This window comes from Sphingomonas sp. GV3, assembly GCF_031082075.1.
GTDB classification, from domain to species: domain Bacteria; phylum Pseudomonadota; class Alphaproteobacteria; order Sphingomonadales; family Sphingomonadaceae; genus Sphingomonas; species Sphingomonas beigongshangi.
Map to the genome: position 1 here is coordinate 3,108,199 of NZ_JARWLE010000001.1, position 20,964 is coordinate 3,129,162.

The window sequence follows — 20,964 nt, forward strand, 5'->3', positions numbered from 1 at the left end:
TACGAATGACCGACGAGACGACCAAATCCGCCGCGGCGGAGGATCTGCGCCAGGAAACCGCGGAAGCCGCGCCCGAAGTGGCGGAGCACGATATTGCGGCGCGGCGCATCGCGGAGCTGGAGGATCAGCTCGCCGCGGCGAAGCAGGATACCTTGTACGCGCAGGCGGACATCCAGAACGTCCGCCGCCGTGCCGAGAAGGATGCGGCCGACGCACGCAATTACGCCGCGACCAATTTCGCCCGCGACATCCTGTCCGTGGCCGACAATCTGTCGCGCGCGCTCGCCGCGATCCCCGCGGAGCTGCGCGCGGACGATAAGATGAAGGGCCTGGTCACGGGGTTGGAGGCGACCGGCCGCGAGCTGGAGAGCGTCTTCACCCGCCACGGCATCACCAAGGTCGAGGCGATGGGCGTGACGCTCGACCCCAACAAGCACCAGGCGATGATGGAAATGCCCAGCGACGCCGAGCCCGGCACGATCGTGCAGGAGATGCAGGCTGGCTATATGATCAAGGACCGCCTGCTCCGCCCCGCGCTGGTCGCGGTGGCGAAGAAGCCGGAGTAACGCGCCGTGACGCCGCGCCACGACAAGCCGACCGGCAGGCCGGTCGAGCTACGAATGTCGGCGGCGCGGCTGGTCTTTGCCCGTGGAATTGCGCGGCGTCGCCGCGGCGGCCCGGATGTCAGGGGCCTGCCGGGCGCGGACCCGTGCCCGGTCACCCCCGACCGCCCGCTCGACCTGTCGGGCGGCGCGGCGGCGGCGCTTGAATTCGACGACTAAGGCCGCGTCAGAGCTGCGCCGCGCGGAGTGCCGCGTTGATCCGCGCATGCCAGCCCGGCCCGGTCGCGCGGAACTTGGCGATCACATCCCGATCGAGGCGCAGCGTCACCTTCTGGGGGGCGGCGGTCAGCATGGCGGCGACATGCGGCGGCAGCACCTCGCGGGCCGGCCGGGCCCGCGCAAAGTCCGCCTTCGTCCATTCGGGGTTTTCGTCGAAACCGGCATCGGGATCGAAGTGCGCGGACGGCTCTGGCTTATTCATAGCGGCGAAGCTCCTTCTCTCGAGCGCGCCGATAACTTATGACGCGTACGCCCGTTTCGGTGAAGGTGAAGATTCGGCAGTGCGGCTTGCCGTCGACCCTGCCGAACGCACGGTGGCGGATTTCACCATAGTCAAAGCGATCATCCCGGACGACCTTGGGCTCCCGATCGAACGGCCGGACCTCGGCTAACGACAGGCCGTGCCTGCGTCGATTAATCGCATCCTTTGCGGAATCGAACTCGAATGGCATGGGGATGGTCTAACGATCCTCCCGGCCCCATCAATGGCCAAAATGGACCTAACATGGAGCGGACGCCATCATGACTTTCGGCAGTAACCTTAATCTCAACACCGACCGCCCCACGTTCGTCACGCACCTCGAATGTTCGATGACGGGGGAGCGGTACGAGGCGGACCGGCTGCACGGCCTGTCGCGCGTCGGGCGGCCGCTACTCGTCCGCTACGATCTCGACGCGGTGCGCGCCAATCTGCCCAGGCCGATGCTTGCGGCGCGGCCGACCGACCTGTGGCGCTGGCGCGAGCTGCTGCCGGTGCGCAGGACGGAGAATATCGTCAGCCTGGGCGAGATCGAGACGCCGCTGATCCCCATATCGCGCAGCGCCGGCGGCGGCACCGTGCTGGTCAAGGACGAGGGACGCCTGCCCACCGGCAGCTTCAAGGCGCGCGGCCTCGTCATGGCGGTGGCGATGGCGAAGGAACTGGGCGTGCGCACCATCGCGATGCCGACCAACGGCAATGCGGGTGCCGCGCTCGCCGCCTATGCCAGCCGCGTCGGGATCGAGACGATCGTCTTCTGCCCGGAGGACACGCCGGAGGTGAACGTTCGCGAGATCGCGCTGCAGGGCGCGCGCGTCTATCGCGTCAACGGGCTGATCGACGATTGCGGCGCGATCGTCGGCAAGGGGGCGGCGGAGGGGCGCTGGTTCGACCTGTCGACGCTGAAGGAGCCCTATCGGATCGAGGGCAAGAAGACGATGGGCCTCGAGCTCGCCGCGCAGCTCGGCTGGACGCTGCCGGACGCGATCTTCTACCCCACCGGCGGCGGCACCGGCCTGATCGGCATGTGGAAGGCGTTCGACGAGATGGAGGCGCTCGGCTGGATCGGCTCCGAACGGCCGCGCATGTATGCGGTGCAGGCGAGCGGCTGCGCGCCGATCGTCCGCGCCTTCGAGGAAGGTGTGGAACATGCCGAGCGCTGGGAGGATGCGCATACCGTCGCGGCGGGCATCCGCGTGCCGCGCGCGGTCGGCGATTTCCTGATCCTGCGCGCGGTGCGGGCAAGCGGCGGCAAGGCGCTCGGCGTCGGCGATCCGGCGATCCTCAAGGCGGTCGACGATTGCGCGCGGCAGGACGGCCTGCTGCTCTGCCCGGAAGGGGGCGCGACGCTCGCCGCCTATCGCGAGGCGCTGCGGACCGGCGAGGTCGATGCCGGGGAAAAGGTCGTGCTATTCAATTGCGCCACCGGGCTCAAATATCCGATGCCGGAGGCGCCGAACTGGCTCGATCGTCACCAGCCGATCGATTTCGACGCGCTCTGACCCCTCAGGCGGCGGCGTCGCGCTCCGTCGCCGCCAGCAGCACGCCGGCCTGCGCGGCAGCCTCGCGCGTCGCCTGCGCGAGCCGCTTCACCTCCTGCGCGACGACCGCGAAACCGCGCCCGTGTTCGTTGGCGCGTGCCGCCTCGATCGAGGCGTTGAGCGCGAGGAGATTGGTCTGGGTGCTGATCGTCTCGATCGAGGTGACGATCCGCGCCACCTCCTCCATCGTCGCCGACAGATTGCCGCGTAGCGCGCTCTCCTGCGCGTAGCGGTGCGCGGCGGCGCCGGCGGCGAAGGCGCGGATGTCGACCATGCCGAACAGATGCAGCGCATTGCTCAGTTCCGCATAATCCGCCACGCGGTCGCCCAGTGCCTGCCGCATCAGCGCGTCGCGCACCCGGTAGTTCTCGATCAGGCCGTCCAGATAATCGTCCGGGTCGCCGCCGTTGGCGGCATAGCGCCGCCCGCGCGCCTCCATCTCCTGCGCCAGGGCCTCGTCGAACGGCCCGAGGAACTTGGCGCGGGTATAGGCGTGTTCGCGCTGCTCCAGCGCCTCGCGCGTCATATCGGCGGGATAGAGCCTGCGCGACAGCGGATCGTGGCAGAAGGCCTTGCACTGATCGAGCAGCGTGCGCTCGAGGAGCGACCAGATTTGCGCCAGCGCGGCGGGGATCGCCGGATCGCGGGTGATCGCGGACAGGCGATTGCGTGTATCAGGCGGAACGCTGGATGGAGACAGTGATGCCATGCCGATTTTGACTAAGGTTAAATCGTTAAATGTATCAAAACCGACGGATCGGAACGGCATCGCTCATCGGAACGGCAGCAATGTCTCATATTGGGTCAGGGGCGGGGCGCCGGGGATGATCGCGCCGTGGCGGAGCAGGAAGGCGTGCCGCACGATCTCCCCCTGCTGCTCGATGCCGTAGCGGTGCAGCGGCTGGCCGGGCTTCAGCGCATAATCGTACCGACAGAAGGGATGCCGGGCGAGCGGCAGGAAGATCCCGCGCTGATGCTGCCAGATATGCACCATCTCGTGCACGAACAGCCCCTGATCGGTCAGCGCGGCGGCCGCGAAATCGTCGCGATAGGCGGTGCCGGCCGGATGGAAATGGATGCAGCCGCTGGGCGCCATCACCGTGTCGCGTGGCTGGAAAAAGGCCCATTTGCGCCGCGCGATCCGCACCTGCGCATAGTCGATCGAGTCGTGGAAGACGCCGCGCGCCAGCGCGATTTCGCCGGGGGTGAGGGGACGCGCGCTCTCGGCCATCGGTCCGCCACCGTCAGAAGGACGGCGCCGGCGCCCCGGCGGCGACGACCACGGCCCGCGCCGCGATGCGTCGGCCGTTCGCCAGCGTGGCGCTCAGCGTCACGCGGTCGCCCGGCTTCACCGCCGGGTTGACGCCGAACAGCATCAGGTGCCGGCCGCCCGGTCCGAAAATCAGCGGCGCGTTGGCCGGAAGCGTCACCGTCGACAGCGGCGTCATCCCGGCCTGTCCGCCGCCGCCGCCGGTGCTTTGGTGCATCTCCGCGCGCAGCGAGACGTCGGAATTGGCGGCGACGATCGTCTGCGGGACGGTGCCGCCGTGGAGCGTGAAATAGCCGGCGGCCGGGCGTCCGGGGACCGCCGGCAACCGTACCCAGGCATCGGTCATCGTCAGCGGATCGGGCTTGACGCAACCCGCCAGCGTGGCCGCGATCGCCAGCGGCAGCAGATATCGCACCATCATGTGTCTCCGGACGGGAACCTTCCTGCCGCTCTATGGAATGGCGGTTCTTGCGGCAAGGCGAACCCCACCTATATCGCCCGCCGAGACGGAGAGATTGCGCTGCCGTAACGGGGCGTGTCCTCCAGTGTTTTCGTTTGTGAGGGGCTAGGGTTAAGCACGTATGGCTAAAGTAATCGGGATCGATCTCGGCACCACCAACAGCTGCGTCGCGGTGATGGAGGGCGGCAAGCCCAAGGTGATCGAGAACGCCGAGGGCGCGCGCACGACGCCGTCGATCGTCGCCTTCGCCAAGGACGGCGAGCGTCTGGTCGGCCAGCCGGCGAAGCGTCAGGCGGTGACCAATGGCGACAACACGATCTTCGCGGTTAAGCGCCTGATTGGCCGCCGCTTCGACGATCCGATCACCAAGAAGGACACCGAGCTGGTCCCGTACCACATCGTGCGCGGCGGCAACGGCGACGCATGGGTGCAGGCGGGCGGCAAGGATTATTCGCCGTCGCAGATCAGCGCCTTCACGCTGCAAAAGATGAAGGAAACCGCCGAGAGCTATCTGGGCGAGACGGTGACCCAGGCGGTCATCACCGTGCCGGCCTATTTCAACGACGCGCAGCGCCAGGCGACCAAGGACGCCGGCCAGATCGCGGGCCTCGAGGTGCTGCGCATCATCAACGAGCCGACCGCGGCGGCGCTGGCCTATGGCCTGGAGAAGCAGGACGGCAAGACGATCGCGGTCTACGACCTCGGCGGCGGTACCTTCGACGTCTCGATCCTCGAAATCGGCGACGGCGTGTTCGAGGTGAAGGCGACCAACGGCGACACCTTCCTGGGCGGCGAGGATTTCGACAACAAGCTGGTCGATTATCTGGCGGAGGGCTTCAAGAAGGATGAGGGCATCGACCTCACCAAGGACAAGCTTGCGCTGCAGCGCCTGAAGGAGGCGGCCGAGAAGGCGAAGATCGAGCTGTCGTCGGCGGCCTCGACCGAGGTCAACCTGCCGTTCATCACCGCCGACCAGAACGGGCCGAAGCATCTGGTCAAGACGATCAGCCGCGCCGATCTGGAGCGTCTGGTCGACGGCCTGATCCAGCGCACGATCGAGCCGATGAAGAAGGCGCTCGCCGATGCCGGCGTGAAGACCAGCGACATCAGCGAGGTCGTCCTCGTCGGCGGCATGACGCGCATGCCCAAGGTCCGCGAGGCGGTGAAGAACTTCTTCGGCAAGGACCCGCACACCGGCGTCAACCCGGACGAGGTCGTGGCGATGGGCGCCGCCATCCAGGCGGGCGTGCTGCAGGGCGACGTCAAGGACGTGCTGCTGCTCGACGTGACCCCGCTGTCGCTGGGCATCGAGACGCTGGGCGGCGTGTTCACCCGCATGATCGACCGCAACACGACGATCCCGACCAAGAAGTCGCAGACCTATTCGACCGCGGACGACAACCAGGGCGCGGTGACGATCCGCGTGTTCCAGGGCGAGCGCGAGATGGCGGCGGACAACAAGCTGCTCGGCCAGTTCGACCTCGTCGGCATCCCGCCGGCGCCGCGCGGCGTGCCGCAGATCGAGGTGACGTTCGACATCGACGCCAACGGCATCGTCAACGTCTCCGCGAAGGACAAGGGCACGGGCAAGGAGCAGCAGATCCGCATCCAGGCCTCCGGTGGTCTGTCGGACAGCGACATCGAGCAGATGGTCCGCGACGCCGAGCAGTTCGCCGAAGAGGACAAGAAGCGCCGTGCGGCGGCCGAGGCGAAGAACAACGCCGAAAGCCTGATCCACACCACGGAGCGCCAGCTGGCCGACAATGGCGATAAGGTGGACGAGTCGCTGAAGTCGGAGATTCAGGCGGCGATCGACGAGGCCAAGGCCGCCGTCGAGTCGAACGACGCCGATCGCATGACCGAAAAGGCGCAGTCGCTCGCGCAGGTCGCGATGAAGCTCGGCCAGGCGATCTACGAGAAGCAGCAGCAGGCCGATGCCTCGCCGCAGGGCGGTGCGACGGCCGAGGAAGCGAAGGCGGAAGACGTCGTCGACGCCGAATTCTCGGAAGTCGACGACCACAAGGCGTAAAAGGCGTAAGAAGGCCGGCTCCCGTTTTCCGGTGATCGGTCACGAAAGACCCGCAAACACTGCGACTTTTGTGACCTTTCACCGAGGACGGGAGAGGTTTGCGTAGAGGGCGGGCATGAGCACCACGGTCGACTATTACGAGCTGCTCGAATGCGAGCGCGATGCGGACGGTGCGACGCTCAAGTCCGCCTATCGCAAGCTCGCCATGAAGTACCACCCGGACAAGAATGCCGGGTGCAAGGATTCCGAGGCCAAGTTCAAGGCGGTCAGCGAGGCCTATGAGGTCCTGAAGGACCCGCAGAAGCGCGCGGCCTATGATCGCTACGGCCATGCCGCCTTTCAGAACGGCGGCGGCGGCGGTGGCGGGGCGCAGGATTTCGGCGCCTTCTCCGACATTTTCGAAAGCGTCTTCGGCGAGTTCATGGGTGGCGGGCGCGGCGGCGGCCGCGCGCAGCCCCGGCGCGGCGCCGATCTGCGCTACGACATGGAGATCAGCCTCGAGGAGGCGTTCCACGGCAAGGCGACGGAGATCACCGTCGACGTCTCCGCGCAGTGCGACACCTGCCAGGGCTCGGGCGCCAAGCCGGGGACGCAGGCGACAACCTGCCGCCATTGCGGCGGCCATGGCAAGGTGCGCGCCCAGCAGGGCTTCTTCGTCGTCGAGCGGGCCTGTCCGGTCTGCCAGGGCTCGGGCCAGGTGATCGCCGATCCGTGCGCCGACTGTCGTGGCGACGGCCGGATCGAGCGGACCAAGACGCTGGCGGTGAACGTCCCGCCGGGCGTCGACGAGGGCACGCGCATACGCCTGACCGGCGAGGGCGAGGCGGGGCCGCGCGGCGCGCCCGCCGGCGACCTATACATCTTCCTCCACATCAAGCGGCACGCGATCTTCGAGCGCGAAGGGACGACGCTGTTCGCGCGCGCGCCGATCAGCTTCACGACCGCCGCGCTCGGCGGCACGCTGTCGATCCCGGGGCTGGACGGCCGCACGCACGAGGTGAAGATTCCGGCCGGCATCCAGTCGGGCAAGCAGTTGCGCCAGCGCGGCGCCGGCATGCCGGTGTTGCAGGGGCGGGGGCAGGGCGACCTGGTCATCCAGATCGAGGTGGAGACGCCGACCAAGCTATCGACCCGCCAGCGCGAATTGCTCGAGCTGTTCCGAGAGACCGAGACGGGCGACGAATGCCCGGCGAGCCAGGGCTTCTTCGCCAAGTTGAAGAACGTGTTCGCGGGGGAATAGACGTCATCGGGCCTGTAGGCCCTCCGGGGGATGCGACATGCTGGTGATCGCGGCGACGTTCCTGATGGCCTGGGCGGCGATGCTGCTATGGCCGGGGGTCGGTTCCTCCGCGATATTGCGCGATTGGCTGGTGGTCCGACCCGCAGCGCGGCTGGCGGCGATCCGTCGGGGCGATGTTGCCGTGGCTGTCGTGATCCTTGCCGGCGTCGCTGTCATGACGCTTTGCGAGGATGGTTCGGCCGTTCGGCTGCTCCTCTATGCGGTGCCGGACGCGGCTGTGTGGATGACGTCGATCGAAGTGTCGGCGTGTATCGATGCGGCCGTCGCCGTCGCGGTGGCACTGTCGACATGGCGCGGCGGCACGCGCGCGATGGGCGGGCGTGTGCGCATCCACGGGATGCACCGCGCGACACGCGCCCCGCGCCGCACTGCCCGCAGGGCGGCTGCGAACGACGATCGGGACGGTGACCGAAGGCGCACCGCGTGACGTGGCGCTGTCAGCGGAACAGCGCGACGATCGCCTGGATCACGGTCGCACCGCCGATCGGCGCGATCAGCAGCAGCAGCATATTGATGCCGATGATGGCGGCCAGCGTATCCTGCTGCCGTTTCGACAGCTGGGGCGTCTTGCGGACGGGCTTCGGCTCCCACCGGGGCGGCGGCGGCTGGTCCCTGAAATCGACGAACATGCGCATGCTCCTGCTGCCGCATCAACGCCGCGCGCCGGCTCCGGTTCGATCGTGCCGATGCGAATCGCGCCGGGGCCCGCAACCGGCCATTGTGGGCAGGGCAGCAGACCTATCTTGCGTCGGCCGCCGATCCCAGCTCCAATCGCTTGGTCCCTTCTTCGGAGAGCCGTCATGAATCGTTCGCCCGTCGTCCTGTCGCTCGCCGCCGCCGCCGCGCTGATGCTGCCCGCCGCGGCGCCCGTCGCGGCGCCGCGGGTGAATATCGCCAAGTTCGACACTTTGCCGCAGCCGCTGCCGCTGCCCTATCACGCGGGCAATGCGAAGGCGGAGATCGCCGCGGCGCGTGCACGCGCGATCAAGGCGCACAAGCGGCTGCTGATCGATCTGGGCGGCAATTGGTGCCTCGACTGCCGCCTGCTCGCGGGGGTGATGGACCTGCCGCAGATGAAGCCGTTCGTCGCGAAACATTTCGAGGTGGTGACGGTCGACGTCGGCCGCTTCGACCAGAATCTCGACATTCCCGAAAGCTACGGCATCAAGGGGCGTCTCGCCGGCGTGCCGGCCGTGCTCATCGTCGACCCGAAGCCCAACCGCCTCGTCAACGCCGGCCGCGAGACCGCGCTCGCCGATGCGCGCAGCCTGACGCCCCAGGCGCTGGCCGACTGGATCGCGGGCTGGGTGGGGTAAGGCGCCTGCCCCCTTGCGGCCTCGCGTAAATGCCGCATCATCGCGTCGATAGCGAATGGGAGCATCTATGCGGGGCAAGGTACTGGGCGTCGACGTCAGGACGGGGGAGGGCCTCGTCGCCGGGGACGACGGGCGGCGCTATCGCTTCGCCCAGACCGACTGGGCGACGCGCGGCGAACCGGCGGTGGGCATGGCGGTCGACTTCGAAGCCGCCGATGACCGGGCGCTGAGCGTCTTTCCCATGCCGGGCGAACGCGGCGCTGTGACGCTGCCGCCCAAGCCCGAGGCGCCCGTCACCGACCGCAACAAGCTGGTCGCCGCCCTGCTCGCCTTCTTCCTCGGCACGCTCGGCATCCACCGTTTCTATCTGGGTCGGACCGGCAGCGGTGTCGTCATGCTGATCCTGTCGATCACGATCGTCGGACTGTTCGTGACGGGCATCTGGGCGCTGGTCGACACGATCCGCTACCTGATCATGTCTGACCGTGAATTCGCCGCACGCTACCCCCGCACCACCTGAACGCGACGCTGGGACGGCGGGCGCGCCCCGGCGGTCGGCCGGGGCGTCCGGAGTCGGTTAGTGTGCGATCCAGCAAAGCTGGATCGGCGCGGTACCGGCCCTCACCCCCACCCGGCCGCCCATCCAGGATACGCTGTGTGGGCGGCCGGGTGGGGGTGAGGGCCGGTACCGCTTCCACGCAGTGGATCAAACTCTAGTCCGCGCGCTTCGGAAAGACGCGGTCGAAGATCGTGTCGACATGGCGCAGGTGATAGTCGAGGTCGAAGCGCGACTCGATCTCTGCCGGCGACAGCGCCGCCGTCACCTCGGCATCGGCCTTGAGCAGGTCGAGCAGCGACAGCGCGCCATCGCTTTCCCACACCTTCATCGCGTTGCGCTGGACCAGCCGATAGGCGTCCTCGCGGCTGACGCCGGCCTGCGTCAGCGCCAGCAGCACGCGCTGCGAATGCACCAGGCCACCCATACGGTCGAGGTTCTTCTGCATCCGCGCCGGATAGACGAGCAGCTTGTCGATGACGCCGGTCAGCCGCGCCAGCGCGAAGTCCAGCGTGATCGTCGCATCCGGCCCGATGTAGCGCTCGACCGACGAATGGCTGATGTCGCGCTCATGCCACAACGCGACATTCTCCAGTGCCGGCGTGACATAGCCGCGTACCATCCTGGCGAGGCCGGTCAGGTTCTCGGTAAGTACCGGGTTGCGCTTGTGCGGCATGGCGGACGAACCCTTCTGGCCGGGGCTAAAATATTCCTCCGCCTCCAGCACCTCGGTCCGCTGCAGGTGGCGGACCTCGGTCGCCAGCCGCTCGATCGACGAGGCGATGACGCCCAGCGTCGCGAAGAACATCGCATGGCGATCGCGGGGGATGACCTGGGTCGAGACGGGTTCGATCGCCAGGCCCAGCTTCTGGGCGACATGCGCCTCGACGCGCGGGTCGATGTTGGCGAAGGTGCCGACCGCGCCGGAGATGGCGCAGGTCGCGATATCCGCCCGCGCGGCGATCAGCCGGGTCCGGCATCGATCGAATTCCGCATAGGCCTGCGCCAGCTTGAGGCCGAAGGTGACGGGTTCGGCGTGGATGCCGTGGCTGCGTCCGATCGTCGGCGTCAGCTTGTGCTCCCGCGCACGCCGCTCCAGTACCGCGAGCAGTCCGTCGAGATCGGCGATCAATATGTCCGCCGCACGCGCCAGCTGTACCGCCAGCGTCGTGTCGAGCACGTCGGACGAGGTCATGCCCTGGTGCATGAAGCGCGCCTGCTCTCCGACATGTTCGGCGACCCAGGTCAGGAAGGCGATGACGTCGTGCTTGGTCACCGCCTCGATCGCGTCGATCGCGGCGACGTCGATGACCGGGTCGGTCCGCCACCACGCCCACAGCGCATCGGCGGCCTCCTGCGGCACGACGCCCAGTTCGGCGAGCGCGTCGGTGGCGTGCGCCTCGATCTCGAACCAGATGCGGTAGCGCGCCTCCGGCGTCCAGATGGCGGTCATGTCGGGGCGGGAATAGCGGGGGACCATGGGGTTCCTTCGTCCTGTCGGGGGCACGGCTCGCCGCGTCGGTTTCGTCGCGACTCGTGGTTTCCTGCGGCGCGTTAGCAAAGTGGTCGCGCGGCGACAAACGGTCCGGTGCGGAACCGTTGAAAGCCCGTACCCGTTTACCCATATGAAATGGATGCCACGGTGGCCTAAGATCATCGTGCGTAACGTTTCGAACGACAATGGGAGACAAGCAGATGTTGAAATATGCTTTGCTCGCCGGCGCGATGACGATTGCTGCACCGGCACTTGCGCAGACGACGGCAAATCAGCCGCAGACGCAGCCCGGTCGTACCGCAATCACGCCAACCGATCCGGCGACTGTCAAGGATCAGAGCGCCACGACGCAGTCCTCGCCAGCAGCACAGCCGGCAGATGCGGCTGCGCCGGCCGAACAGGCGGCACCGCAAACCGCGCAGGCGACGTCGGCAGACGCGGCCGCGACCCAGTCGGGGAATGCGGACGCGACGGCGGTCGCTCAGCAACCCGCTACCCAACCCGCCAGCGGTCCGGCCCAGGTCGCCAGCATCGTCGACACCGAATTCCCGTCCTACGACGCGAACAAGGACGGACAACTGACGCGGTCGGAGTTCGACAGCTGGATGCTCAAGCTCAAGGAAAAGAGCGATCCCACCGCATCCGCCGATAGCGCCGCGACCAAAAAGTGGCTGGGCGCCGCCTTCACCCAGGCGGACAAGGATCGGAACAAGGAGATCAGCAAGGCCGAGCTGCTCGGGTTCCTGACCCAAGGTAAGTCCTGATCTTTCGTGAATGATCGATCGAGGGCCGCCGGAGCGATCCGGCGGCCCGTTCGCATCAGATCAGGCCCTGCGCGCGCAGGCTGACATGGCCGTGCAGCCCGATGATCAGGTGATCGTGGACCGCGATGTGCAGTCGTTTGCCCGCGTCGGCGATCGCCCGGGTGATCTCGATATCCGCGCGGCTGGGGGAAGGATCGCCCGACGGATGGTTATGGACGAGGATGACCGCCGCCGATCCGAAGTCGATGGCGCGTCGGATCACCTGGCGCACATAGACGGCGGTTTCGTCGATCGACCCCTCGCTCATCACCTCGTCGCGGATGAGCATGTTGCGCGTGTTGAGGTGAAGGACGCGGAAGCGTTCGATCGTGTGATGCGCCATGTCGGCACGCAGATAGTCGAGCAGCGCCTGCCAATTGCCCAGGACTGGGCGCTCCGTGACGTCTGCCTGGAGCAGGCGGAGGGCGGCGGCATGGGCGATCTTGATTGCCGCCGCGCTGGTCTCGCCCATGCCGGGTACGCGTGCGATCGCCTCCGCATCAGCGGTGAGTAGGCCGCCGATGCCGCCGAACTCGCGCAACAGCGCCTTGGCGAGCGGCTTGGTGTCCCGGCGCGGAATCGCGAGCGCAAGGAGGTATTCGATGAGTTCGTGGTCGAGCAGGGCCTCGCCACCATGTCCGAGTATCCGGCGACGCAGCCGCGCGCGATGTCCCGCAGTGTCGTCGGGGCTTTCGGCCATCAGGAGAGGCTAGCGCTCGGATCCCCGGAGGGGAAGGGGCAAGGCAGGGCCGCCGCGCCGGATGCGGCGGCACGGGATCGAAGGGGCTGATCCAGAGTGCCGACGCGACGGGGCATGGGGTGGAAAGAGAAGGGCGCCCGGATCGCTCCGGACGCCCGCCCTCTTGTGGCTTGTCGCCGTCACTGGCCGCCGGCGAATCGCCGGCCCGCTCGATCAGGCGCTGTAGTACATGTCGTATTCGACCGGCGACGGGGTCATCTCCCAACGCGCGACCTCTTCCCACTTCAGCTCGATATAGGCTTCGATCTGCTCCTTCGAGAAGACGTCGCCCTTGAGCAGGAAGTCATGGTCCGCAGAGAGCGATTCGAGCGCCTCACGGAGCGACGCGCATACGGTCGGCACTTGCGACAGCTCCGCCGGCGGCAGGTCGTACAGGTTCTTGTCCATCGCCTCGCCGGGATGGATCTTGTTCTGGATGCCGTCGAGGCCCGCCATCATCAGCGCCGCATAGGCGAGATAGGGGTTGGCCATCGCATCGGGGAAACGCACCTCGACGCGCTTCGACTTGGCGCCCGTGCCGTACGGAATACGGCACGACGCCGACCGGTTGCGCGACGAATAGGCGAGCAGCACCGGCGCCTCATAGCCCGGCACCAGCCGCTTGTAGCTGTTGGTGGTCGGGTTGGTGAAGGCGTTCACCGCCTTGGCATGCTTGATGATGCCGCCGATGAAATAGAGGCAGGTATCCGACAGGCCAGCATAGCCGTTGCCCGCGAACAGCGGCTCCTTGCCCTGCCAGATCGAGAAGTGGGTATGCATGCCGGAGCCGTTATCTTCCTTGATCGGCTTGGGCATGAAGGTCGCCGACTTGCCATAGGCATGCGCGACCTGGTGCACGACATACTTGTAGATCTGCATGCGGTCGGCGGTGGTGGTCAGCGTGCCGAAGGTGAGGCCGAGCTCATGCTGTGCCGCCGCCACCTCGTGGTGGTGCTTGTCGCAGGGCAGGCCCATCTCGAGCATCGTCGAGACCATCTCGCCGCGGATGTCGACGGCCGAGTCGACCGGCGCAACGGGGAAATAGCCGCCCTTGGCGCGCGGACGGTGGCCGAGGTTGCCGCCCTCATAGTCGCGACCCGTGTTGGTCGGCAGCTCAATGTCGTCGATCTTGAAGTACGAGCCGGCATAGTTCGTGTCGAACTGCACGTTGTCGAACATGAAGAATTCGGCTTCCGGGCCGACGTAGACGGTATCGCCGATGCCGGTGGTCTTCAGATAGGCTTCGGCCCGCTTCGCGGTCGAGCGGGGATCGCGGGCGTAGAGCTCGCCGGTCGAGGGCTCGACGACGTCGCAGAACACGATCAGCATCGGCGTGGCCGAGAAGGGATCGGTGTAGACCGCGTCGAGATCCGGCTTCAGGATCATGTCCGACTCGTTGATCGCCTTCCACCCCGCGATCGACGAGCCGTCGAACATCAGCCCGTCGGTCAGCTCGTCCTCGCCCAGGATCGAGGCGACCATGGTGAGGTGCTGCCACTTGCCCTTGGGGTCGGTGAAGCGGAGATCGATCCACTCGATCTCCTCGTCCTTGATCTTGTTCAGGATGTCACTGGCAGTCGTCGCCATGGTAAGCCCCTTGCTCTCGAAAAGGTCGGCCGGAACTGGCCGGTATGGGTCGGTGCGGTGCGATCGAACGCCATATGCTGCACCGCGTCAAATGACGTAGATGTCAGATCGCGTCAGATCGCTGCTTCATCGCGTTCGCCGGTGCGAATGCGCAGCGCCGTTTCGACCGGGATGACGAAGATCTTGCCGTCGCCGATGCGGCCGGTCTGCGCCGCGGCGGCGATCGCCTCGACGACGCGCTCGGTCAAGGCGTCGTCGACGACGACCTCCAGCTTAACCTTGGGCAGGAAGTCGACGACATATTCGGCGCCGCGATACAATTCGGTATGGCCCTTCTGCCGTCCGAAGCCCTTCGCCTCGGTCACCGTGATGCCGCTCACGCCGATCTCGTGCAGCGCTTCCTTCACCTCATCCAGCTTGAACGGCTTGATGATGGCTTCGACCTTCTTCACCGCGAAAATGCCCTTCATAATGCCGCTTCGCCCGGGCGGGCGACCGGTGCCGATTGTGCCAGCAGCGGACACTTCCAACAACGGGGATTCTGGGATTTATGATGCCTGTTTGCGCGGCAGCCGACCGTGATCTGCCCGCTTTTTGCGCACGTGTGTCCGTCGGACCTGCAAGAGCCTGCATCGATCCGTGATGCTTTGTGGATCGTCCAGACTGCCTACGGTCGTCGGTCGGTTGCGACGCTGCATCCGAGCAACGGCGCAGCGCGCGTCATTCAGCTACGGCGATGGGGAATCCTGGCGGTGGGATCGATCAGGAGCCGGCCGATGCCGTCATCGCGGCCCGCGCGTTACCGTGAACCGGACCAGCTTTTGCGCAAAAAGGGGGGGCAGCCTTACGGCGCCCCCCCCCCATGCAATCATGCCGTCGGCGACGGTCAGTCCTGGCGCGCGAGCCACTCCTCGAGCCACTTGATCGTATAGTCGCCTTGCTGGAATTCCGGATCGTCGAGCAGGGCTTGGTGCAGCGGAATGGTCGTCTTCATCCCGTCGATCACGAACTCCTCCAGCGCGCGGCGCAGACGGCGCAGCGCGCCCTCGCGGGTCGTCCCGTAGACGATCAGCTTGGCGATCATCGAATCGTAATAGGGGGGGACCTTGTAACCCGCATAAAGGCCCGAATCGACGCGCACGTGCATGCCGCCCGGTGCATGATATTGCTTCACCAGGCCCGGCGAGGGCGTGAAGCTGCGCGGGTCCTCGGCGTTGATGCGGCATTCGATCGCATGGCCGCGGAACTGCACATCCTCCTGCCGCAACGTCAGCGGATGCCCTTCGGCCACGCGGATCTGCTCGCGGACGAGATCGAGACCGGTGATCATCTCCGTCACGGGATGTTCAACCTGCAGGCGGGTGTTCATCTCGATGAAGTAGAACTTGCCGTCTTCCCACAGGAATTCGATCGTGCCCGCACCGCGATAGCCCATGTCGGCCATCGCCTTGGCGACGATGCCGCCCATGCGCGCGCGCTCTTCCGCGGAAATGACGGGCGAGGGCGCCTCTTCGAGCACCTTCTGGTGACGGCGCTGAAGCGAACAGTCGCGTTCGCCGAGATGGATGGCATTGCCGTTACCGTCGCCGAAAACCTGGAATTCGATGTGGCGGGGATTGCCCAGGTACTTCTCGAGATAGACGGTGGCGTCGCCGAACGCGGCCTTTGCCTCCGTCCCCGCCTGCTGCATCAGCGTCTCCAGCTGATCCTCGGACTGGCAGACCTTCATGCCGCGGCCGCCGCCGCCCGACGCCGCCTTGATGATCACGGGATAGCCGGCGCGCGCCGCGATGGTCTTCGCCTCGGCCAGGTCGCTGATCGGACCATCCGACCCCGGCACCAGCGGCAGGCCGAGCGCGCCTGCGGTACGCTTCGCCTCGATCTTGTCGCCCATGGTGCGGATATGTTCAGGCTTGGGGCCGACGAAGAGCAGGTTGTGAAGCTCTACGATCTCGGCGAACCGGGCGTTTTCCGACAGGAAGCCATAGCCTGGGTGGATCGCATCCGCGCCAGAAATCTCGGCGGCCGAGATGATGTTCGGGATGTTGAGATAGCTGTCCGCCGCCGCCGGCGGCCCGATGCAGATCGCCTCGTCCGCCAGGCGTACATGCATGGCATCGGCATCGGCGGTCGAATGTACCGCTACGGTGCGGATGCCCATCTCGCGGCAGGCGCGGTGGATGCGCAGTGCGATCTCGCCGCGATTGGCGATCAGCAGCTTCTTGATCGGACGCATGACCTTACTCGACCACCACCAGGGGCTGGTCGAACTCGATCGGCTGGCCATTTTCCACCAGGATCGCCTTCACCGTGCCGGCGGAGGTCGCGGTGATGGGATTCATCACCTTCATCGCCTCGACGATCAGCAGCGTGTCGCCCGCAGACACGTTTTGGCCGACGCTGATGAACGGCTTCGCGCCCGGTTCGGCGGCAAGATAGGCGGTGCCGACCATTGGCGACTTGACCGCGTTCGCCGACACTGTGGGGGCCGAAGCGCCCGCTTCCGCGGCCACGGGGGCGGCAGGCGCAGGGGCGGCGGCCGGAGCCGGCGCATAATGAACCGCCGGCGCGGCGGCGGCGGCCTTGCGCGCGACGCGGATCTTGCGATCGCCCTCTTCGACCTCGATCTCGGTCAGGTGCGTGGCGTCGAGCAGTTCGGCGAGCTGCCGCACGAGGTTGACGTCGACCTGCATATTGCCCCCCTGGGCGCTGTTCTGGCTATTATCAGTCATGGCGGAGCCTCCTGTCAGAACCGCGCGGCGGCTTCAAGCGCGAGCATGTAGCTCAACGCACCGAATCCCGCGATGCTTCCCTTTGCGGCGCGCCCGACGAAACTGTTGTGGCGAAAGCTTTCCCGCGCATGTGGGTTTGAGAGGTGTACCTCGATCACCGGGGTCGTCACGCTCTTGATGGCGTCGTGGATCGCAACCGACGTGTGCGTGAACCCGCCCGCGTTGAGCAGCACCGCCTTGGCCCCTTTCGCCTGCGCCTCGTGCAGCCAATCCACCAGATGGCCCTCGTGGTTCGACTGCCGCATGTCGATCGCGAGCCCGAGTTCGCGGGCGCGATCCTCCAGCTGCCCGGCGATGTCGTCGAGAGTGTCATGGCCATAGATCTCCGGCTCCCGCAGCCCCAGCAGGTTCAGGTTCGGGCCGTTGAGAACGAAGATCGTCGCGGGGACGGTGTCGGACATGTCCGCTCCTTGGGTTGCGGCACCCGGAAGCCGGGCCTAGATCGAGCGCGTTCTCCTAGCCCGATCGCCCCTCGCTTGTCGAAGGGCAGTTCTTCCCGCGCCGAACGGGCGGCGCCGGAAGGGCAGGGCTTCGACAGGCTCAGCCCGAATGGAAAGGGTGGGGCTGCGCCCCGCATAGCGACTCATGGCCCATACCGACGGCACCGTCTCCATCACCGTCAACGGCGAGCACAAGCGCGTTGCCGCCGGCCTGTCCCTCGCGCAGCTCGCGTCCGAGCTGGGACTCGTGCCGGAAAAGGTCGCGGTCGAGCGTAATCTGGAAGTCGTGCCGCGCTCGACGCTGGCCGATGTCACGGTGGAGGATGGAGACGACATCGAAATCGTGCACTTCGTCGGCGGCGGCGATCATGCGCGGGCGGTCGATACCGACAGCTGGACCGTGGCGGGTCGCACGTTCCGCTCGCGGCTGATCGTCGGTACCGGCAAGTACAAGGACTTCGCCCAGAATGCCGCGGCACTCGAGGCGTCGGGGGCGGAAATCGTCACCGTCGCGGTGCGCCGCGTGAACGTCAGCGATCCGAAGGCGCCGATGCTGACCGACTATATCGATCCCAAGAAGGTGACCTACCTGCCGAACACCGCGGGCTGCTTCACCGCGGAGGAAGCGATCCGCACGTTGCGGCTGGCGCGCGAGGCGGGCGGATGGGACCTCGTCAAGCTGGAGGTTCTGGGCGAGGCCAAGACGCTCTATCCCGACATGCGCGAGACGCTGAAGGCCACCGAGGTATTGGCGCGCGAGGGGTTCAAGCCGATGGTCTATAGCGTCGACGATCCGATCGCGGCCAAGCAGCTCGAAGAGGCGGGGGCGGTCGCGATCATGCCGCTCGGCGCGCCGATCGGCTCCGGGCTGGGGATCCAGAACCGCGTGACCATCCGGCTGATCGTCGAGGGCGCGAAGGTGCCTGTCCTGGTCGACGCGGGCGTGGGCACCGCCTCCGATGCTGCGGTGGCGATGGAGCTTGGCTGCGACGGCGTGCTGATGAACACGGCGATCGCCGAGGCGAAGGATCCGGTGATGATGGCGGCCGCGATGAAGTCCGCGATCGAGGCGGGGCGGTTGAGCTATCGTGCGGGACGCATGGGACAACGCCGCTACGCCGATCCCTCGAGTCCGCTGGCCGGGCTGATCTAAGTGCCCGTCTAAGTGCCCGCCGCTCGTCGCAAAAACTGTGCCCGTTACGGATTTGTCACGGAACCGGCACGAGCCACGGCCCGTTATTGCTGACGTGGATCAAGCGGCCCGAAAGGCGGGTCGCACGAAGCGCAGGAGGCCGGAATGGGCGAGCTGACCGACAAGATCAAGGGCAATGTCAACGAAGCGATCGGCAAGGCGAAGGAAGCGATCGGCAATCATACCGACAACGCCGATCTGGCCGCCGAGGGCAAGGCGCAGCAGCTTGAAGGCAAGGGCGAGCAGGCCAAGGGCAAGGTCAAGGGCGCGCTCGGCGACGACATCTGATCGGCGCCTAGACAGAATGACAGGGTCGTTCCGCTCCGGCGGGGCGGCCCTTTTCGTTGATCGAACAGGGGAAGAATGCATGAGGAAGACGATGATCGCCGCGGTGCTGGGCAGCATGGCGCTTTCGCTCGCGGCATGCGGCGGCAAGGGCGACGACAAGCTCGGCCATGACGTCGAAAAGGCCTATGACAATCGCGCCGACGCGATGGAACAGGCCGCCGACAACATGAAGGATCAGGCCGACCAGATCCGCAAGAGCGGCAAGCAGCAGGCGGACGCAATCGATGACGCCGATGTCAACGCTCAGGCGATGACCGACGAGCAGAAGGCGGCGCTGATCAACGGTACCGAGAAACTGCGCTGACCGAAGCGTGATCAGCCGGCGCGGCCAGCGACTTGCGTCAGCGTCGTGCCGGCGGTGATCGCCTCGACATCCGTTTTCAGATGCAGCAGCCGAACACCCTGCACGCCCTGCGCGCGTTCAAGGGCAGGGGCGAAGTCCTCGGTGCGTTTCACGGTTTCCGACCAGCAGCCGTAGGCGCGCGCCAGCGCGGCGAAATCCGGATTGGCGAGACGGGTCGCGGAGATGCGGCCGGGAAACTCCCGCTCCTGATGCATGCGGATCGTTCCATAGGCGCCGTTGTCGACCACGAGCACCAGCATCTGCGCGTCGTGCTGAACCGCGGTCGCCAGCTCCTGTCCGTTCATCAGGAAACAGCCATCGCCGGCAAGCGCGACGACGGTGCGCCCCGGGTGACGCAGCGCCGCGGCGACTGCCGCGGGGACGCCATAGCCCATCGCGCCCGCCGTCGGCGCGAGTTGCGTCCCCGGCCCCGCATAGGGCCAGTAACGATGCCACCAGCCGCTGTAATTGCCTGCGCCGTTGCATAGGATCGTATCGGCGGGCAGCAGGTCGCGCATCGCCGCGACGCAGGGGCCGAGATCCATGATCAGATCGCGGGGCCGTGGCGTCGACCAGTCGCGCCATTCGTCATGGGCCCGCCCGCCTGCATCGCGCGCTGGCAGCGCGACGGCGAGCAACGCCTGCGCGAATTCCGCCATGCCCGCGCAGATCGCGATATCGGTACGATAGGTGCGGTCCAACTCCTCTGGGTCGGGGTGAACGTGCACCAGGCGTTGTCCCGGATGGTCGGGGGTCACCAGCGTATAACCGTCGGTCGTCGCCTCACCCAATCTCGGGCCCACGACCAACAGCAGATCCGCCGCGCGGACACGCTCGACAAGCCGCGGATTGGGACCATAGCCCAGATTGCCCGCCCAGGCGGGCGACGTGTTGGGAATTGCGTCCTGCCGGCGGAAGGCGGCGGCGACGGGAATACCGACACGTTCGGCCCAGTCGACGAAATCGCGCGCCGCATCCTGGTCCCAGCCCGCACCGCCGACGATCGCGACCGGTCGCTCCGCCGAGGCCAGCGCTTCCGCCACGCGCTGCATCTGTGCCGGATCGCAGGTCTGTTGAATGCGCGCGACGCGAGGCCGGTCGACGGCTTCGACACGGTCGAACAGCATGTCTTCGGGCAGGGCGAGGACGACGGGACCGGGCCGCCCGCTCATGGCGACGGCATAAGCGCGCGCGACATATTCGGGAATGCGCCGCGCGTCGTCGATCCGCGCCGCCCATTTGGCGAGCGGGCCGAACATCGCGGCGAAGTCGATCTCCTGAAAGGCCTCGCGATCCCGCGTCGCGCGGTCGACGTCGCCGATGAACAGGATCATCGGCTGCGAGTCCTGCATGGCGACATGGACGCCGATTGACGCGTTCGTCGCACCCGGGCCGCGGGTCACGAAGGCGATGCCGGGGCGGCGGGTCAGCGTCCCGTCGGCACAGGCCATGAACGCCGCGCCGCCTTCCTGCCGACAAACCACCGTTTCGATCGCCGGCGTGTCGTGCAAGGCGTCCAGAACCGCCAGGAAGCTTTCGCCCGGCACGGTGAAAATGCGCTCGCAGCCCTGCGCGAGCAATTGGTCGACCAGAATCCGGCCGCCGGTGCGCGTTCCACTCTCCATCGCTCGTCCTTGGCGACTTTGCGCCGC

General features: G+C 66.9%; 26 protein-coding genes. 12 read left to right on the plus strand and 14 right to left on the minus strand.

Annotated elements, in window-relative coordinates; translation table 11 throughout:
* Nucleotides 1-5 precede the first annotated feature (5 nt).
* Nucleotides 6-566, plus strand: a complete 561-nt coding sequence (gene grpE, locus RF701_RS14635; RefSeq protein WP_203308460.1) for a nucleotide exchange factor GrpE — start codon at nt 6-8, stop codon at nt 564-566.
* Between the two features lie 6 nt (nt 567-572).
* Nucleotides 573-782 carry a hypothetical protein gene (locus tag RF701_RS14640; protein ID WP_308815389.1) on the plus strand — a complete coding sequence of 70 codons (210 nt, stop codon included), beginning with the start codon at nt 573-575 and terminating at the stop codon, nt 780-782.
* A gap of 7 nt (nt 783-789) precedes the next feature.
* On the opposite strand, the gene RF701_RS14645 is transcribed toward RF701_RS14640, so the two are convergent.
* On the minus strand, nt 790-1,044 hold the full coding sequence (locus tag RF701_RS14645; RefSeq protein ID WP_210356909.1) for a BrnA antitoxin family protein: 255 nt from the start codon (nt 1,042-1,044) through the stop codon (nt 790-792).
* Entirely contained in the window at nt 1,037-1,294 is a 258-nt protein-coding gene (locus tag RF701_RS14650) for a BrnT family toxin (RefSeq protein ID WP_210356908.1), read from the minus strand. The genes RF701_RS14645 and RF701_RS14650 overlap by 8 nt, the downstream gene beginning before the upstream one ends.
* Nucleotides 1,295-1,364: 70 nt before the next feature.
* Here RF701_RS14650 and RF701_RS14655 point away from each other — a divergent pair, with 70 nt between their 5' ends.
* Nucleotides 1,365-2,603, plus strand: coding sequence for a threonine synthase (locus tag RF701_RS14655; RefSeq protein WP_308815390.1), 1,239 nt, complete (start codon nt 1,365-1,367; stop codon nt 2,601-2,603).
* Nucleotides 2,604-2,607: 4 nt separating this feature from the next.
* Here the strand turns inward: RF701_RS14655 and RF701_RS14660 are convergent, their stop codons facing one another.
* The 3 genes from RF701_RS14660 to RF701_RS14670 form a co-directional block, all read right to left on the minus strand.
* Nucleotides 2,608-3,351 carry a methyl-accepting chemotaxis protein gene (locus tag RF701_RS14660; RefSeq protein WP_308815391.1) on the minus strand — a complete coding sequence of 248 codons (744 nt, stop codon included), beginning with the start codon at nt 3,349-3,351 and terminating at the stop codon, nt 2,608-2,610.
* 63 nt (nt 3,352-3,414) lie between these two features.
* The gene (locus tag RF701_RS14665) at nt 3,415-3,873 is read right to left on the minus strand and encodes a vgr related protein (RefSeq protein WP_308815392.1); all 459 of its coding nucleotides are present in this window, start codon (nt 3,871-3,873) and stop codon (nt 3,415-3,417) included.
* 13 nt (nt 3,874-3,886) lie between these two features.
* Nucleotides 3,887-4,330: a copper chaperone PCu(A)C gene (locus RF701_RS14670; protein WP_308815393.1), complete on the minus strand. Its 444-nt coding sequence runs from the start codon at nt 4,328-4,330 to the stop codon at nt 3,887-3,889.
* A 163-nt stretch (nt 4,331-4,493) separates the two neighbouring features.
* Between RF701_RS14670 and dnaK the strand changes: the two genes are divergently transcribed.
* The 3 genes from dnaK (at nt 4,494) to RF701_RS14685 (ending at nt 8,128) form a co-directional block, all read left to right on the plus strand.
* Entirely contained in the window at nt 4,494-6,401 is a 1,908-nt protein-coding gene (gene dnaK, locus RF701_RS14675) for a molecular chaperone DnaK (protein WP_210356903.1), read from the plus strand.
* 115 nt (nt 6,402-6,516) lie between these two features.
* Nucleotides 6,517-7,641 carry a molecular chaperone DnaJ gene (gene dnaJ / locus RF701_RS14680; RefSeq protein ID WP_210356902.1) on the plus strand — a complete coding sequence of 375 codons (1,125 nt, stop codon included), beginning with the start codon at nt 6,517-6,519 and terminating at the stop codon, nt 7,639-7,641.
* 37 nt (nt 7,642-7,678) lie between these two features.
* A complete protein-coding gene (locus RF701_RS14685; protein ID WP_308815394.1) occupies nt 7,679-8,128 on the plus strand; it encodes a hypothetical protein in 450 nt (149 codons plus the stop codon).
* Nucleotides 8,129-8,138: 10 nt separating this feature from the next.
* On the opposite strand, the gene RF701_RS14690 is transcribed toward RF701_RS14685, so the two are convergent.
* Entirely contained in the window at nt 8,139-8,330 is a 192-nt protein-coding gene (locus tag RF701_RS14690) for a hypothetical protein (protein WP_203308449.1), read from the minus strand.
* Nucleotides 8,331-8,501: 171 nt separating this feature from the next.
* Here RF701_RS14690 and RF701_RS14695 point away from each other — a divergent pair, with 171 nt between their 5' ends.
* Together RF701_RS14695 and RF701_RS14700 are read left to right on the plus strand one after the other, a co-directional pair.
* Nucleotides 8,502-9,017 carry a thioredoxin family protein gene (locus tag RF701_RS14695; protein WP_308815395.1) on the plus strand — a complete coding sequence of 172 codons (516 nt, stop codon included), beginning with the start codon at nt 8,502-8,504 and terminating at the stop codon, nt 9,015-9,017.
* 67 nt (nt 9,018-9,084) lie between these two features.
* Nucleotides 9,085-9,537, plus strand: coding sequence for a TM2 domain-containing protein (locus tag RF701_RS14700; RefSeq protein ID WP_203308447.1), 453 nt, complete (start codon nt 9,085-9,087; stop codon nt 9,535-9,537).
* A 193-nt stretch (nt 9,538-9,730) separates the two neighbouring features.
* Here the strand turns inward: RF701_RS14700 and purB are convergent, their stop codons facing one another.
* Complete coding sequence (purB, locus tag RF701_RS14705) at nt 9,731-11,053, minus strand: adenylosuccinate lyase (protein ID WP_308815396.1); 1,323 nt, start codon at nt 11,051-11,053, stop codon at nt 9,731-9,733.
* A 230-nt stretch (nt 11,054-11,283) separates the two neighbouring features.
* On the opposite strand from purB, the gene RF701_RS14710 reads away from it, so the two are divergent.
* Nucleotides 11,284-11,832 (plus strand): EF-hand domain-containing protein, encoded by a 549-nt coding sequence (locus tag RF701_RS14710; protein WP_308815397.1) that lies wholly within the window; start codon nt 11,284-11,286, stop codon nt 11,830-11,832.
* A gap of 55 nt (nt 11,833-11,887) precedes the next feature.
* Here the strand turns inward: RF701_RS14710 and radC are convergent, their stop codons facing one another.
* The 6 genes from radC to aroQ form a co-directional block, all read right to left on the minus strand.
* On the minus strand, nt 11,888-12,571 hold the full coding sequence (radC, locus tag RF701_RS14715; protein WP_308815398.1) for a DNA repair protein RadC: 684 nt from the start codon (nt 12,569-12,571) through the stop codon (nt 11,888-11,890).
* 213 nt (nt 12,572-12,784) lie between these two features.
* Nucleotides 12,785-14,197 carry a type I glutamate--ammonia ligase gene (glnA, locus tag RF701_RS14720; RefSeq protein ID WP_203308443.1) on the minus strand — a complete coding sequence of 471 codons (1,413 nt, stop codon included), beginning with the start codon at nt 14,195-14,197 and terminating at the stop codon, nt 12,785-12,787.
* Nucleotides 14,198-14,310: 113 nt separating this feature from the next.
* Nucleotides 14,311-14,649 (minus strand): P-II family nitrogen regulator, encoded by a 339-nt coding sequence (locus tag RF701_RS14725; protein ID WP_115377572.1) that lies wholly within the window; start codon nt 14,647-14,649, stop codon nt 14,311-14,313.
* 434 nt (nt 14,650-15,083) lie between these two features.
* On the minus strand, nt 15,084-16,433 hold the full coding sequence (accC, locus tag RF701_RS14730) for an acetyl-CoA carboxylase biotin carboxylase subunit (RefSeq protein WP_210356896.1): 1,350 nt from the start codon (nt 16,431-16,433) through the stop codon (nt 15,084-15,086).
* A 4-nt stretch (nt 16,434-16,437) separates the two neighbouring features.
* Entirely contained in the window at nt 16,438-16,929 is a 492-nt protein-coding gene (gene accB, locus RF701_RS14735; protein WP_308815399.1) for an acetyl-CoA carboxylase biotin carboxyl carrier protein, read from the minus strand.
* 14 nt (nt 16,930-16,943) lie between these two features.
* Nucleotides 16,944-17,390: a type II 3-dehydroquinate dehydratase gene (gene aroQ / locus RF701_RS14740; protein WP_308815400.1), complete on the minus strand. Its 447-nt coding sequence runs from the start codon at nt 17,388-17,390 to the stop codon at nt 16,944-16,946.
* A 184-nt stretch (nt 17,391-17,574) separates the two neighbouring features.
* Between aroQ and thiS the strand changes: the two genes are divergently transcribed.
* The 3 genes from thiS (at nt 17,575) to RF701_RS14755 (ending at nt 19,273) form a co-directional block, all read left to right on the plus strand.
* A complete protein-coding gene (gene thiS / locus RF701_RS14745) occupies nt 17,575-18,582 on the plus strand; it encodes a sulfur carrier protein ThiS (protein ID WP_203308439.1) in 1,008 nt (335 codons plus the stop codon).
* Between the two features lie 144 nt (nt 18,583-18,726).
* Complete coding sequence (locus RF701_RS14750) at nt 18,727-18,909, plus strand: CsbD family protein (RefSeq protein ID WP_203308438.1); 183 nt, start codon at nt 18,727-18,729, stop codon at nt 18,907-18,909.
* Between the two features lie 79 nt (nt 18,910-18,988).
* Entirely contained in the window at nt 18,989-19,273 is a 285-nt protein-coding gene (locus tag RF701_RS14755) for a hypothetical protein (RefSeq protein WP_308815401.1), read from the plus strand.
* Nucleotides 19,274-19,284: 11 nt separating this feature from the next.
* Here the strand turns inward: RF701_RS14755 and RF701_RS14760 are convergent, their stop codons facing one another.
* The gene (locus tag RF701_RS14760; RefSeq protein WP_308815402.1) at nt 19,285-20,937 is read right to left on the minus strand and encodes a thiamine pyrophosphate-binding protein; all 1,653 of its coding nucleotides are present in this window, start codon (nt 20,935-20,937) and stop codon (nt 19,285-19,287) included.
* Nucleotides 20,938-20,964: the final 27 nt, after the last annotated feature.